This window comes from Bradyrhizobium sp. UFLA05-153, assembly GCF_054185185.1.
In genome coordinates this window covers 1-14,516 of sequence record NZ_JBBIAM010000080.1, presented here as the reverse complement: position 1 = coordinate 14,516, position 14,516 = coordinate 1, and the positions used below count along the sequence as shown (strand labels likewise).

The window sequence follows — 14,516 nt, the reverse complement described above, 5'->3', positions numbered from 1 at the left end:
CCTCGTCAATTGGGCCCGATCACGGCGTCAACCTGGCGGCTACCGTTCCGGGTAACGGCGATGACGCCGTTGCGAATGGTAAATCTGGCGCCAAGCAGTTTCCGCACCTTGTCCGTGATCGGAGAAGGAAAGGGGATGGTTTCTCCCGCGACGGGATCGCCGACCTTGATCGGCTCAGTCGCGGACGGCGCAATCGGGGCAGGCTTGATAAAGTCTCTGATCAGCTGAATCTCTTCGCGCGAGAGGATGAGCAAGCCCTGGTCAGGACGGGGCTCCGCCGCTGGCTTGGGTGTTTCGCTGCTTTGCCTGTCACGTGCCTCGTTGGCGATCTGATCGAGCCTGGCGACGTGCAGCTTGAGCGCGATGATCTCGCGTTGCAGCGTTGTGATCTCTGCTTTGAGCGACGTGACCTGCGTGAAGACGATGGTCACGCAAACGCAGCTGACGATCACGAGGACGCTCAACAATGCGAGCAACCAGCGCTCGACATTTCCTCCCGACGGCCTCGTCGCCTCGGGGGCCTGATCGCGCAGGACATGGCCACGCCAGATGCTGCGTGCTCGCCCCACCCATCTGGCAAAGGCGGTCATGTCTCCCGCCTCATCGCCCCCGGAACCGAAGTGCACGGACGACACGGCAGAGGCCTCGTGGGCCGGGTGAACCGCGGGTGCTCTGCTACTTTGCCCGGTGCCTGACCCCAGCTCCTGGTCCTCTGGAACATGATCCTCCGGTGGAGGACGAGCGGCGGCGTGCAACGGATCACGCTCCATTCGCAGATCAAGCCGGCCGATATCCGTTCTCGATGGAGCCATCTGTCAACTTCAGCAGCTGCGCCGATGCGGCTTGAGTGCCCCGAGGGTCGTGTTGCGACGCTGCGGTTTGCGTGCCGACGCCGCCGAATCGGCAACTCGTTCCCGCATGTTTCACGGACGTAAACCGTGCCGATAAGCAAGGCCCGTGTCAATTGGAGGCGACGGCGGCTGTGTGGGGCCGAGCTTGCTCGTGAATTCAGGTTGTCAGCCAAGGCGCACGCGCCAGCTATCGCTCTGGCACGCCGCTCGAATTGCCGAGTTGGGCCGGCGGCACGATCGAATGACGGGCGGCAAAATCGATCAAGGCGCCTCGCGCGGGACTATCAGGCTGCAGCAAGTCCCTGTGCGTGCCGAACAAGGTCACGGCGACCTCGATCTCGCCTTGCCAGTTCGTGATCGCGGATGAGATCGCGCTCAGTCCCGGAATGTAGCGTCCATCGACATAGGCAATCCGCTCGCGCCGGATTTTCGTCGTCAATGCCTCGACGCTTTCCGGGTTGGGATTGAGATCCGGCCAGCTGACGCCGACTGACGCGGCACGCTCGAGTTCGTTTTGCAGCCGCCCGGCCAGTTGTGGGGACGGCAGGTAAGACAAGAAGACGCGTCCGGTCGCGGAGTCCAGCAAGGGAAACGTGCTGCCGAGACCGATCGACGTGGTCGTCAGATGGGGACCTCTCTCCATTCGGACCACGGTCGGGCCATTGTGGCTCCAGACGGCCAGCAGCGCAGCCTGGCCCGTCGTCGCGGCCAATTCCTCGAGCTCGTCGGAGGCGCGGACGACGAAGTTGTTCCGGCTGATGGCCGCAACGCCCAACTCCGCGGCTTCGCGGCCGAGGTCGTACCGGCCGGAGCGCTCCTTCTGCACGGCAAGTCCCGCATGAATGAAGCTCGCCAGGTAGCGATGCACCTTGCTCGGTGGCATCCCGGCTTCGCGCGCGATATCCGACAGTGTCGCCGGCCCGTCAAAGGATCGCAGGACTCGCAGGACCGAAAGCGCGGCGTCGAGAGCCTGGATACCGCCGGGAGCCGTCCCGCCGCTCTCTTCGCCAGTGTCTTTCGGAGGCGTCCGTTTCATTTCAGCAATTCCCTGAACTCTTGCGGCACGCTGGCGCCGCGGAGTTCGCCCGTGTCCGTGACAGAGGCCCAGGCGCGCTGTTCGAAGCCGCTCGCAATCTGCATGTTTCCGACCGACAGCTTGTAGTCGATTCGAAACTTTCGCTCTCGCCACTCGGCGATTTCAGCGCGGACCACCAGCTCATCGTCGTAGCGGGCAGGTCCGACAAACTGGGCGCCGACATTGACGAGCGGCGTGACGCTTTTGAAGCGGCGCTTGAGCTCCCGCTGGCTCAAACCGTGCTTACGCAGCCAGCGCTGATAAGTGCAGTCAAACCAATAGAAGTAGTTGGGATAAAAGACGATTCCGGCTTCGTCGCAATCGCCCCACTCGATCGTGAAAGCTGTCTCAAACATCCGAAAACCCTCCTGTCGCACGACGCCGGTCCGAAGCTTAGCTTCGGCGGCTTCATTCCCTATAAGAAAAATGTTTCCTCACTGCGCAAAAAATATATTGCATATTGAGAAATTGATTGCATAATACGCAATAAGAAAACGGCAAGCAAACCAACAGGGAAGGGAAGGTCATGCGGCTCGGTCGCATTGCTGTGATGGGGGGCGGTCCTGCGGGGCTGTATTTCGCCTACTTGTGGAAGCGTCGGCACCCCGACACCCGCGTCGACGTCTTCGAGCAGAATCCGGAAGGTGCGACCTGGGGGTTTGGCGTCGTCTTCTCCGACAAGGCGCTCGACTTCCTTCGCGCCGATGATCCGGAAACGGCGGACGCCGTCTCAGCGCGCATGGAGACATGGCGCGACATCACGCTCGTTCATCGCGGCGAGAGCGTCGCGCTCGACGGCGTCGGCTTCTCCGCGGTCGGACGGCTCGATTTCATCACGCAACTGACCCAGCGTGCCCGATCCGCCGGTGCGGATCTGCATTTCGGCACGATCGTGCGCTCGGTCGACGAGCTCGCGGGATACGATCTGATCGTTGCTGCCGACGGCGTGAACTCGCTGGTTCGAAGGAGCTACGAAGGCGACTTCAAGACGTCCCTTTCATATGACGACAACAAGTTCGCCTGGTACGGCACCACCAAGCGCTTCGAGACGCTGACCCAGACCTTCGTCGAAACCGAGTTCGGCAGCTTCAACGCCCATCATTACCGTTACTCGCCGACGATGAGCACGTTCATCGTCGAGTGCGATCGCGCAACGTGGCTGCGCGCCGGTTTTGCGGAGAAGACCGAGGAAGAGAGCAGGACTCTTTGCGAGAAGGTGTTCGCCGACACGCTCGAAGGGCATCCGCTCGTCAACAACAAGTCGATCTGGCGGAATTTCCCGTGGCTGTGGAACGATCGCTGGTCACACCGCAACATGGTGCTCGTGGGTGACGCGCTTCACACCGCGCACTTCTCGATCGGATCGGGCACGCGCCTGGCGCTCGAGGACGTCATCGCCCTCGTCAATGCGCTGGACAGTGAACCGAACGATCTCCGCCGCACGCTGGAAGTCTACGAGGCTCTGCGCCGCCCGGTGGTGGAGAAGCTGGTCAAAGCGGCAAGGACGAGCGCGGCCTGGTACGAGCGCTTTGCCGAGCACATGAAGCTAAAGCCGCTGGATTTCGGCTACAGCTACATCACCCGTTCGGGGCGGATCGACGACAATCAGCTCCGCGCGATGTCGCCGCGCTTCATGGCGCGCTACGACGCCAGTTCATTGGTCCCAAGCACGTAAGCGATGATGAGGAGCGCTTCCATGACGAACGGAATCGGCCAGGTACTCGCGGACGCGATCGTGGACCAAGTGCCCGACAATGCGCCGGGCGCACAGGAGATCGGGTTTGAAATCGCCGAGCGCTACAACGCCAGCGAAATCCTCTTCGACAATCTCGGGGCGGGTCGTGCCGATAAGGTCGCGATCTTTGCCGCGACCGGCAACACCAGCTATGCCGAGCTGTGTGTCAAGGCCGCCAAATGCGGAAACGCGCTCAAATCGCTCGGGCTTGCCGCCGGTGAGCGCGTGCTCCTCCTGCTGAACGACACGGCCGCTTACCCTGCGGTGTTCTTTGGCGCGATCCGTGCCGGCTTCGTGCCGATGCTGATCAATACGTTGTCGCCCAAGGACCTCATCGGCTTCTACCTTCAGGACTCGGCTGCGCCGGCGGCGGTCGTCGACGCCGAATATGCTGCCCTGTTCGACCAGGAGACGGTCGCGGGAACGCGGCTGCGCGCGCTGGTCGTCGTCAATGGCGATGCCGCGTGCGAGCCGTCCTCGATCAAGGTTCTGAATGGCGACCAATGGTTTGCCCAGTTTCCTGAAGAGCTGGACGCAGCACCCACGCGTCGTGACGACATGGCGTTCTGGATGTACAGCTCGGGCAGTACCGGCCGGCCGAAAGGCATCGTGCATCTCCAGCACGACATGGCCTACACGGCTGATAGTTTCGGGCGTCACATCCTGGGAATCGAAGAGAACGACATCTGTTTCTCGGTGCCGAAGATCTTCTTCGCCTACGGCTTCGGCAATTCGATCACGTTCCCGTTCTCGGTCGGCGCCAGCACGGTCCTGCTCGCCGGGCGGCCCGAGCCAGGCGCTGTCCTGGACATGATCGAGCGGTTCAAGCCGACCCTCTTCTTCGGCCTGCCGACGCTTTACAACGCGTTGCTGCATCATCCTCGCATCGAAACTGCCGACCTGTCGAGCGTGCGCTTGTGCCTGTCGGCCGCCGAAGTGCTGTCGCAGGATATCTTCAACGACTGGCGGCGACGCTTCGGGCTCGAGATCGTCGAAGGACTCGGATCGACCGAGGTGCTGCACATCTATCTCTCGAACACGCGCGAACGGAGGAAGACCGGGACCGCCGGCAAGCGCGTTCCGGGATACGAGATCCGACTGACCACGCCCGAAGGAGAGCCCGTCGCGCAAGGCGAAGAAGGCGTGATGTGGGTCCGCGGTCACTCCAACGCGCCGTGCTACTGGAACAGGCCCGACAAGACCGAACAGACCATGCGCGAGGAGGGGTGGATCTGGACCGGCGACAGGCTGGTCGAGGATGCCGACGGCTTCTTCACCTTCGTCGGTCGCGTCGACGATCTCATCAAGGTGAGCGGGCAGTGGATCTACCCGGTCGAGATCGAGCTCTGCCTGTCGGATCATCCCGCGGTCCGGGAATGCGCGGTCCTTGGCCTCGAGCTTCCCGATCGCCGCATGACCACGAAGGCATTTGTGATCCTTCAGGACGGTCATACGCCGAGCGAGTCGTTGACGCGTGAGCTGCAGGATCACGTCAAATCGAAACTGCTCCCCTACAAATATCCACGCCTGATCGAATACTGGTCCGATTTGCCGAAGACGGGAACGGGCAAGATCGATCGGCAGAAGCTGCGTAGCGCCCCGTTGGGGGCCTGACCAAGCAGCCAGCTCCGCCTTCTCACATACTTGAACTGTCACCGGCTTAGAAACACAAGCTCACTGGAGTTCGTGATGTCCGCTGCGAATATTGTAGACGTTACCGAGGTCATCGAAGAGGCGCGGTTCGGACGCCTCCAGCTTCTGATCCTCGTTCTTTGCGCGTGGATCGCCCTGCTCGACGGTTTCGACACTCAGGCGATCGCCTATGTCGCGCCCGTCATTGCCGAGCAATGGGGGATCGCCATGGCCGGCTTCGGCCCGATCTTTGGTGCGGGCCTCGCCGGCCTCACGGTCGGTGCTTTCGTCCTGAGCCCGGCGGCGGATCGCTTCGGTCGAAAAGGCGTGATCCTGCTCTCGGTGCTGCTGTTCGGCATCTTCGCGCTCGTCACCGCGCGCGCGACCACGCTGAACGAGCTCCTGGTCTACCGCTTTCTGACGGGCCTTGGCCTCGGCGGTGCGATGCCCAACATCATCGCTCTGACCAGCGAATACGCGCCGAAGCGGATGCGTGCGCTGCTCATCGCCATCATGTTCTGCGGCTTTCCGCTGGGGTCGACGATCGGCGGCGTGATCAGTGCGCCTTTGATCGGTGCGCTCGGCTGGCAGGCGGTCTTCGTCGTGGGCGGCGTGCTTCCTCTCGTCACCCTGATCGTGCTGTTGATCTGGCTGCCCGAGTCGATCCGCTATCTGATGACACGCGACGTTGCAGACGAAAGAATAGGGCGTCTCGTCGCCAGGCTCGATCCGACCATCTCCCCGACTGCGGTGAGCCGCTATGTCATGCATGGTTCGAAAGCATCCGGATTTCCGGTGACGAAGCTTCTCGGGGAAGGCCGCGCATCCATGACGGTGCTCCTCTGGATCGCGTTCTTCATGAACCTGCTCGTCATGTACTTCCTGGTAAACTGGATGCCCTCGCTGCTCAAGGCGAGCGGGCTGCCGCTCAACATCGCGATCCTCTCGACGGCGGTGCTGAACGCCGGAGGGGTCGTCGGCGCGGTCGTTCTCGGCCGCTTCGTCGACCGGCTCGATCCGTATCTGGTGCTCGGCGGCGCCTATTCCGCTTCGGCGCTCTTCATTGCGGGCATCGCATTCGGGTCCGCCAATGTGTGGACGCTGATGATCTCGACCTTCCTCGCCGGGTTCGGGGTGGTGGGTGCGCAGATCGGCATGAACGCGCTCGCGGCCAGCCTCTATCCGACTGAGATCCGATCCACCGGTGTGGGCTGGGCGTTGGGCGTGGGCCGCATCGGCTCGATCATCGGCCCGGTCGCAGGCGGCGTGCTGCTCGGCTTCGGATGGACTGCGCAGTCCGTCGTCTTGACGGCGGCGGTGCCGGCAATGCTGGCGGGACTGGCGGTGATCGCGCTTCGCAGACGAGAGCCGGCGCTTGCGCTCGTGTCGTCGGCCGCGACACTTCATCATTAACAGCGAGACAGACAATGTCCCAACATTCGATCATGGCCCCGACCGCCGATACGCCGGAGCGACGGGCCTTCTACGACAAGATCGACAAGAGGAACCTGACGGCCCTGTGGCTGTCACTGGCCGATCTCGTCACGCCCGAACCGAGAAGCGCGTGTCGCCCCGCATCCTGGCGCTTTGATGAGATCCGCGCCTATATGCTCGAGGCCGGAAGTCTCATTACCGCCAAGGAGGCGGAGCGGAGGGTCCTGGTCCTCGAAAATCCCGGTCTTCGCGGCCAGTCGAAAATCACGACGGACCTCTATGCCGGCGTGCAGCTCGTCATGCCGGGTGAGGTTGCGCCGGCCCACCGCCATACGCAATCCGCGCTGCGGTTCATCCTCGAAGGCGAGGGCGCCTACACGGCGGTGAACGGCGAACGCACCATCATGCACGAAGGCGATTTCATCATCACGCCGCCTTGGGCCTGGCACGACCACGGCAACCCCAGCCCCAATCCGGTGTTCTGGCTGGACGGTCTCGATATTCCCGTCATTCAGATGCTGGATGCGTCCTTCGCCGAACATCTCGACGTCGACGAGCAGCCGATTATCCGCCCCATCGGCGACAGCGACGCTCGCTATGGCCACAACCTGCTTCCCGTCGATCACAGGGGAGGCGGCGGCACCTCGCCGGTGTTCAACTATCCCTATGCACGAACCCGCGAGTCGCTCGAGCGCTTGCGACGCGCCGCCGCCTGGGACCCCTGCCACGGTCTCAAGATGCGCTACACCAACCCGATCACGGGCAATCACGCCATGGCCACCATGGCGACCTTCATCCAGCTCCTGCCAAAGCGTTTTGCGACCGCGGCCTACCGCTCGACGGACGCGACCGTGTTCGTGCCGATCGAGGGCAGGGGCCGCAGCGTCATCTCGTCGCGATCCGGCGAGGACTTCGTGGTCGAGTGGGGCAAGCGCGACATCTTCGTCGTCCCCTCCTGGCATCGTGTACGTCACGAGGCGATCGACGGCGACGCCGTGATCTTCTCCTATTCCGATCGACCCATTCAGGAAGCCCTGCATCTTTTCCGGGAGGACCGCGGCAATGCTTAACGCCAATACTCACTCCGATTTCGTTCTGCCGCCGCCGCCGCACGCCTCGGTCGCGGTCCACGATGTGGCGGCGCGCTTTCCGCTGCGCCGGATCATCTGTGTCGGCCGCAACTACGCGGCGCACGCGCGCGAGATGGGACGCGATCCCGATCGCGAGCCGCCGTTCTTCTTCATGAAGCCCGCGGACACGGTCGTGGACGACGGGACGACGGTTCCCTATCCGCCGCAGACCAGCAACTTCCACTACGAAATCGAGCTGATCGTCGCGATCGGCCAGGGCGGCACGGACATTCCCGTCGCGCGCGCGCTCGATCATGTCTGGGGCTACGGCGTCGGCATCGATCTGACGCGCCGCGACCTGCAGCTTCAGGCCCGCGAGCAGGGCCGGCCCTGGGACTGGGGCAAGGGTTTCGATCTCTCGGCGCCGATCGCCCCGCTGCGACCGGTCTCGGAGGTCGGCCATCCAAACGCCGGGCGCATCTGGCTTGCCGTCAACGGCGCGCTCAAGCAGGACTCCGACATCTCAAAGCTGATCTGGCCCGTGCCGGACATCATCTCGATCTGCTCGCAGTCGATGGCACTCAAACCCGGCGACATCATCATGACGGGCACGCCGGAAGGCGTCGGCCCCGTGCAGCGGGGCCAGGTGATGACGGGAGGAATCGACGGGCTGGGCGAAATCAGGATAGGTGTCGAATAGCAACCACACGGCAAGTGGGCGACGAGTTGTTTCTGGTGCGAAACTGGTGCGGTACCTCCGGACGGCTGTGGTGCTCACAGGTGTTGCTTTCCGGCCTTGGTCGCGTTCTTGAGATCGCTGATCGCAAACGGGCCAAAGCAGCGGAACATTGCATCATGCAGCGGCTATTCGAAGCGTAACGCGACGATTGGATCGAGGCGGGCTGCTCGTCGCGCTGGATAATTGCCAAACGCAATTCCGACCAAACCGGCAAAACAGCAAGCGACTATGATTGGCCAAGGGGTGATCATGATTGGCCAGCCCGCCCTCCACGCGATCGCGATGGCCGCGGCAACCCCCGTTGCAGCGCCGATCAGGCCTCCCATCGTCGCCAAAATGACAGACTCGACAGGAATTGCCGCTGGATATCGCCCTGTGTCGCTCCGACGGCCATGCGCAAGCCGATTTCGCGCGTCCGTTCAGTGACCGAAACAAGCATGATGTTCATGATGCTGATGCCGCCGACAATGAGTGAAACCGATGCGACCGCGATCAGCAGAATTCCCAGGTCCGTACCGCGGTCTCCCGCGCAACGAGAACATCCGCGGGGTTGTCGATACTGAAATCGCTACGCGCATCGGGGCGAAAATGGTGTCGCTGCCGAAGCAGTGCTTCGATCTCGTTTTCCACCGCTGATCTTGCAGCGGCATCTGAAAACTTGACGGCGATGAAATCCAGGGCCTGGCGGGTTGCGCCGTGTACGGAGCCAAGCACACGACTCTTTGCCGTCGAGATGGGAACGAAGACAACATCGTCTTGACTGCGGCCAGCCGCTCCAATCCCCTTTTTGTCCAGCACACCAATGATGGTAAAGGGCACGTCGCCAATCCGGAATATTCTTCCCGACTGCCGGACGCGAGTCGTAGAGTTCTATAGGAATGACTGTCCCTACGATGGCGACCTTGGCACCGGAATTGATCTCGGTACTGTTGAAGGAGCGACCATCCAATATCGTCCATTCACGAGCGACTAGGTAATCGGGTGTGATTCCGGCAACTAACGTCCTCCAGTTTCTGTCAGTTCGCCTGGCGGCATGGCCAGTAAAGAACTGCCGGAAGCCATTGTCGGGACCAGCTTCGCACAAGCGGGCATTGGGATAGTGGGATCGATTCTAGGTTAAAGGAGATTCTGCAATGCCTATCGCTGGGCAAAAGCTGGCCTTTGTCTTGGCCTCGTCCAACCATGGAACGATGATAGTCAATCGATTCGACTATCGCATGGTCAGTCCTGACCGCGGCTACGGCGTGGGGTTTCAGATCCTCGAAACGGCCGCTTTCGATCCAGGCGAAGTCAGGGCCGCTCTCGAATTGTTGGCATTGCGACGGCGGTACCACGGTGACGGGGTGATCGCCATTGACTGTGGCGCGAATATCGGCGTGCACACGATCGAATGGGCCTCGTCGATGACGGGCTGGGGTTCGGTGATTGCGATCGAAGCCCAGGAACGGATCTACTATGCGCTGGCGGGCAACATTGCCATCAACAACTGCTTCAATGCGTTAGCGGTGCATGCTGCCGTTTCCTCCGAATCCGGCACGATGCAAATTCCAAATCCAAACTATTTTACGCCTTCCAGCTTCGGCAGCCTGGAATTGCGGCAGCGTCCGGGTAACGAATTTATAGGTCAGTCGATCAACTATACCGACAACACCGTCCCTGTACAAAAAATGACGCTGGACGAGCTCAACTTGCCTCGAGTGGATTTCATCAAGATTGATATCGAGGGAATGGAGATGGAGGCCCTTGCGGGTGCTCGGGAGACAATCAAAAAGTATCGCCCGATGCTGTTCATCGAAAAAATCAAGACGGATAACCGGCAACTTGAGCATTGGCTACGGGACAACGGCTATCAGTCCTTGGCTCTCGGCATCAATATTCTCGCAGTACATCAAAGCGATGAGAGTTCGAAGGATATCAACGGACTTCAAGGCGCCGGCCAGCATGCTGAAGCACGCAGCTTTGCGGAAGCAAATGTCTAGAGCATCATCCGGACCCGAAGGGGCGCGTTAGCGCAAAGTGTGAAGCGGTTTTCCCTCGCGACAAACGTGGAACGCGTTTGCGCGGAGGTCATGCTCAAACAAGCGACCTGAGCGCGATGACGATTCATCCTAATCTCATCGCGCTTTAGTCTGCGCCGATCGTCCTTTTTTTCGCCGGGCTCCAGCCAGCAATGACTTTGCGCAGTTCGGTGCGCACCTGCTCGACAACTCCCGACCATTCGCGCGGCGCGTTTTGCCTGAACAGCCTCATTGACCGATACCACGGGCTGTCGTCGCGGTTGAGCAGCCAGCGCCAATCCGGGCTGAATGGCACCATCGTCCAGACGGGGACGCCCAGCGCGCCGGCAAGGTGAACGACGCTGGTGTCGACCGAGATCACCAGATCGAGGCAGCAAACCAGCGCCGCTGTTTCGCTGAAATCCGTAAGATGTTCCGTTAAGTCTACGATGTCACAACGTTCGCGGAGAAAGGCCTGATCCTGATCCCGGACGCCTTTTTGCAGGCTGACGAACTGGACGTCGCAATCCAGGAGAGGAGCAAGCGTGCGCAGTGCCATCGATCGATTGTGATCGTTCTTGTGAACCGGATTCCCCGACCAGACAAGTCCGACGCGCAAGCGATTGCGGGGGCCAATCCGGTCTTCAAGCCGGTCTTCCCAGGCCTTCACGCGCGCCGCCGCAGGCGCAGGAAGGTACGCTTGCGCGAACGGGATCGTATCGAGCCGCGTCCCGAACGCCAGCGGCAGGCTTCCAAGAGGACAGTGCAGGTCGAACGACAGCGACGTTGTAGACGTTCGGACGGTACACGTTGCGACGCCGGGCACCCCAGCCAGGAGCCGCTGGATTGGCGGCTGGACCTCCAGGATGAGTTGAGCCCCGAGCGCGGCCACCATGGGCACATAGCGCGCAAACTGAATTGCATCGCCCAATCCCTCGTCGGCATGAAGCAATATGGTCTTGCCTTCGAGCGGTTGGTCACCAAGCCAAAGGGATTGGGGAAAACCGCGATCGGGCAAACCGAAAGAAGGAATTCTCCAACGCGCTTCGCGCCCAAGCCAGCCTCGCTCAAAATCTCCGGTCAGCAGCTGAAGCGTCGCCAAATTAAAGGCCGCCGGCGCATGATTTGGGTCGACCGCCAAGGATCTGTGAGAGGTCGCGAAGGCTTCATCCAGCAATTGCAGATTCAACAATAGGAATGCTTTATTGGAAAGCGCTGCGGCAAAATCCGGTCGAAGTTCAAGCGCCCGTTCGATGCTAGCAAATGCCTGCTCCATCCGGCCAAGTCTCGAATGAAGCGAGCCGAGGTTGTTGTGCGTTTCCGCCAGGCCGGAGTCCAGCGCGATGGACTTCTCGTAGTCGGCCTCCGCTTCCTCAAACCGGTTCGTCTCCTGGAGGCAAACGCCGCGCATTTGATACAGAGCTGCGGAATTTGGATTCAATTTCACGGCTGCGTTGAAGCAGTCCAGGGCTTCCGCATGCCGGCCGAGATCAAGCAGCAGCAGCGCGAGATTCCGGATCGTGTCCGCATTGCCCGGGTCGATCGCCAGCGATTTGTGAAGGACCACGAGAGCTTCATCCCGCAATTGCAGGTTCCTCAACGCCCGTGCCTTTTCGTTAAGCGCTGCGGAAAAATCAGGACGAAGTTCGAGCGCGCGATCGAGACTCGCTAATGCCTGCTCCATCCGGCCAAATCTTGAATGAAGCGTGCCAAGGTTTTTGTGCGTCTCCGCCTCGCCGGGGTTCAGCGCAATGGACCTCTCGAAGTCGGCCTGCGCTTCCTCGAACCGGCCCAACCGTTGGAGGCAAAGGCCGCGTGTTTGATACAGAGGTGCGATATTTGGATTGAGCCTATCGAATGCGTTGAAGCATTCCAGGGCTTCGGCATACCGGCCGAGATTGAACAGCAATTGGCCCTGTTTCGCGGCCTCCAAACTTTGTTTCGCGGCCTCCAAATTTTGCGGTGCGACCTTTTGGGATTGTTCCGCCGCGGCCCGGCACTCTTGACGATTCATAAGCTGACCAGAAAAAAGTGGACAACGTCAGATTGCTCGCCGACTCTAAGTCACGCGGGAAGGAGGTGTCCGTCGCACTTGCCGTCTCGTTCCATCAGTTCGCATTGAGCTGTGCTGGCGGAGTCCACCCACCGAGCGCGGCCGTAGCGTCCCATGAAGTCGTTTATGGTGCGAAGCTGGCGCGAGGCTGGCGCGGCCTGCACCTTCCATATCCTCATCTGCCCTTGCCAGGGAACGGAGCTGACGTCAGGAAGCTCCGCTGTGGTCTAGTTCTCGAAGGATTTGATCGCGGTGCGCAACGAATTGCGTTTGCGTGCAGAGGAATGTTTCCAAGAGAGCGCGGGCCAAGGTTGTGTCATGCCCATGATGCTCAAGGTCCTCGATACGCTGTTCTTGGTCGAAAACATTCTGCTCGCCACGCAACAGGTGGCGCTCAGCTTGTTCAAGATGTTGAAGTTGCCGGGACCGATCCATCTCGCTCTCCTCGCTATAGGCGGGAGCGCGCTCGGTCTCTCAGCCACCGACGCCTACGGGCAGAGCCTTGGCCGGTGATGGTGATCAAACTAGCACAGCCGGGGTTGGTCCAAAATTAAACATTAAGTGCGCGGCCACCCTCACCCCCCGGTGTGGCAGCCTTAATGGAAGAGGCGCTTGCCCAATTTCCTGACGATTTCCCCGAGATCGTTCGCGTACTCCTCAACAACCCGGCGCGCTTCCTCCGTGCGCGACGGCTTCGGTGTTGGCTCATGTTCTTCCGGGCATGATCTTTCGGTAGGTGTCATGGTTCGACGGTCGGACAGAGGCAAACTGCTACCCTTGAGCTAGATCAAGGTTGCTTTCGCATGGTGACGCCCTTTTGGCGGGCTCATGTAGGTCCTCAGGCTCGGGTCCTCTGGGCCGCGTCGAAAAAGCGGGGGACGCGCGACCGCATCTATCGAGGATATCTGATGCGCCAAAATTGCTGGTTGCAGTTGTAGGAGAGCGGTGCGCCGTCACATCGGCTCTATCTCTCCCGGCCTCCAACTCTTGTCGAACCATGCTTCGAGCGGCCCGTACAGGCGGAGCAGGGTGCTCCAGCCCTTGCCGGGGACCGTCCGGACCCAGTTGTTTTCCTTTCCGGCTGGAGCCTTCGGACCGAAGTAGACATCGACTGACCCATCCGCATTCACCAGTAGTCCTTTGGTGAGGCTACCAACAGCAGGGAATTCTTGATCCGTCTGCAGCATCGAGCGTGTCTGATTGTCGTACACCGTGAACGACCAGAAATCTTTGGCGGGAACTGGTGAAGTCATGTGTATCTTATAAGTCTTCGCTCCATCGAGGGGATCGCCCTTGGCATCTACGAAAGCGCCGGCATACTGTGAGCCTTCTCCAACCATCTTCTCTGTCATCGCCGGTGTAATGCCCGTGGCGTAGAAGAAGAACATGGCCTTCGCGTCCAGATTGACGGCGCCATTCTGCTCGAACTTGTAATTTCCGCCGATGAACACGGTCATCCAGGCGCTGTTCGGATAGAAGTACGCGTCCTTTATTCTGGCCCGAGTAGGGACAGCCGCTGCCATGTCGGCTGCCTACGGGAAACCGGACGCCCGCGGTCGTCATCAGGCTATTTTGCCGCTTTTGACCCTGGCTGTGTGAAAAGCCACGAGTCGGCTAGGATTCCTCCGTTTCCTGATGGGGGATACGGATGGGACGCTTCGTTGAAGGCGCGGACAGATCCCAGCTGACGCTCTTGCCGGAATGTCTGGAGGATTGGGTAAGCGAGGAAAACGCGGTCCATGTGATCGATGTGTTTGTCGAGGCGCTCGACCTGCATGGAATGGGGTTTGAGCGTGTGATCGCCAAGGAGACGGGCCGGCCCTCCTATCATCCGGCGGTTCTTCTGAGGCTTTACATCTACGGCTATCTCAATCGGGTGCAATCCAGTCGTCGTCTAGAACGTGAAGCGTGCCGCAATATCGAGGTGATG

Annotated in this window: 15 protein-coding genes and 1 pseudogene; 8 read left to right on the top strand and 8 right to left on the bottom strand. The window is 60.8% G+C overall.

The genetic code is table 11. The features are described 5' to 3' along the window. Positions 1-5: 5 nt before the first annotated feature. From Q2941_RS34500 to Q2941_RS34490, 3 genes are all read right to left on the bottom strand, one after another. The gene (locus Q2941_RS34500; RefSeq protein WP_084801660.1) at positions 6-590 is read right to left on the bottom strand and encodes a hypothetical protein; all 585 of its coding nucleotides are present in this window, start codon (positions 588-590) and stop codon (positions 6-8) included. Positions 591-1,038: 448 nt separating this feature from the next. After that, on the bottom strand, positions 1,039-1,887 hold the full coding sequence (locus tag Q2941_RS34495; protein WP_027526254.1) for an IclR family transcriptional regulator: 849 nt from the start codon (positions 1,885-1,887) through the stop codon (positions 1,039-1,041). Further along, positions 1,884-2,303, bottom strand: a complete 420-nt coding sequence (locus Q2941_RS34490) for an acyl-CoA thioesterase (RefSeq protein ID WP_458195223.1) — start codon at positions 2,301-2,303, stop codon at positions 1,884-1,886. Before Q2941_RS34490 ends, Q2941_RS34495 begins: the two co-directional genes overlap by 4 nt. Positions 2,304-2,452: 149 nt before the next feature. Between Q2941_RS34490 and Q2941_RS34485 the strand changes: the two genes are divergently transcribed. From Q2941_RS34485 to Q2941_RS34465, 5 genes are all read left to right on the top strand, one after another. Further along, positions 2,453-3,601, top strand: coding sequence for an FAD-dependent monooxygenase (locus Q2941_RS34485; protein WP_458195222.1), 1,149 nt, complete (start codon positions 2,453-2,455; stop codon positions 3,599-3,601). Positions 3,602-3,622: 21 nt separating this feature from the next. Beyond that, positions 3,623-5,275, top strand: coding sequence for a benzoate-CoA ligase family protein (locus Q2941_RS34480; RefSeq protein ID WP_254108205.1), 1,653 nt, complete (start codon positions 3,623-3,625; stop codon positions 5,273-5,275). A 75-nt stretch (positions 5,276-5,350) separates the two neighbouring features. Next, positions 5,351-6,706, top strand: a complete 1,356-nt coding sequence (locus tag Q2941_RS34475) for an MFS transporter (protein ID WP_458195221.1) — start codon at positions 5,351-5,353, stop codon at positions 6,704-6,706. Between the two features lie 32 nt (positions 6,707-6,738). Beyond that, a complete protein-coding gene (gtdA, locus tag Q2941_RS34470) occupies positions 6,739-7,797 on the top strand; it encodes a gentisate 1,2-dioxygenase (protein WP_458195240.1) in 1,059 nt (352 codons plus the stop codon). After that, a complete protein-coding gene (locus Q2941_RS34465) occupies positions 7,790-8,497 on the top strand; it encodes a fumarylacetoacetate hydrolase family protein (RefSeq protein WP_254108202.1) in 708 nt (235 codons plus the stop codon). The genes gtdA and Q2941_RS34465 overlap by 8 nt, the downstream gene beginning before the upstream one ends. Before the next feature lie 352 nt (positions 8,498-8,849). Here Q2941_RS34465 and Q2941_RS34460 read toward each other — a convergent pair whose 3' ends face one another. From Q2941_RS34460 to Q2941_RS34450, 3 genes and pseudogenes are all read right to left on the bottom strand, one after another. Beyond that, positions 8,850-8,975, bottom strand: coding sequence for a hypothetical protein (locus Q2941_RS34460; RefSeq protein ID WP_458195239.1), 126 nt, complete (start codon positions 8,973-8,975; stop codon positions 8,850-8,852). Between the two features lie 53 nt (positions 8,976-9,028). Beyond that, complete coding sequence (locus tag Q2941_RS34455) at positions 9,029-9,355, bottom strand: ABC transporter permease (protein WP_458195220.1); 327 nt, start codon at positions 9,353-9,355, stop codon at positions 9,029-9,031. An 85-nt stretch (positions 9,356-9,440) separates the two neighbouring features. Beyond that, positions 9,441-9,620, bottom strand: a pseudogene (locus Q2941_RS34450) (ABC transporter permease); the annotation flags it as partial. Between the two features lie 49 nt (positions 9,621-9,669). On the opposite strand from Q2941_RS34450, the gene Q2941_RS34445 reads away from it, so the two are divergent. Further along, a complete protein-coding gene (locus Q2941_RS34445) occupies positions 9,670-10,515 on the top strand; it encodes an FkbM family methyltransferase (protein WP_027526261.1) in 846 nt (281 codons plus the stop codon). A gap of 145 nt (positions 10,516-10,660) precedes the next feature. Here Q2941_RS34445 and Q2941_RS34440 read toward each other — a convergent pair whose 3' ends face one another. Then, positions 10,661-12,547, bottom strand: coding sequence for a tetratricopeptide repeat protein (locus tag Q2941_RS34440; RefSeq protein WP_458195219.1), 1,887 nt, complete (start codon positions 12,545-12,547; stop codon positions 10,661-10,663). Between the two features lie 291 nt (positions 12,548-12,838). Here Q2941_RS34440 and Q2941_RS34435 point away from each other — a divergent pair, with 291 nt between their 5' ends. Further along, positions 12,839-13,099, top strand: a complete 261-nt coding sequence (locus Q2941_RS34435) for a hypothetical protein (RefSeq protein WP_458195218.1) — start codon at positions 12,839-12,841, stop codon at positions 13,097-13,099. A 440-nt stretch (positions 13,100-13,539) separates the two neighbouring features. On the opposite strand, the gene Q2941_RS34430 is transcribed toward Q2941_RS34435, so the two are convergent. Further along, on the bottom strand, positions 13,540-14,043 hold the full coding sequence (locus tag Q2941_RS34430) for a DUF1214 domain-containing protein (protein ID WP_371932929.1): 504 nt from the start codon (positions 14,041-14,043) through the stop codon (positions 13,540-13,542). A gap of 191 nt (positions 14,044-14,234) precedes the next feature. On the opposite strand from Q2941_RS34430, the gene Q2941_RS34425 reads away from it, so the two are divergent. Next, positions 14,235-14,516, top strand: a 282-nt coding sequence (locus tag Q2941_RS34425; protein WP_458195217.1) for a transposase, incomplete at its 3' end; no start/stop codon positions are given.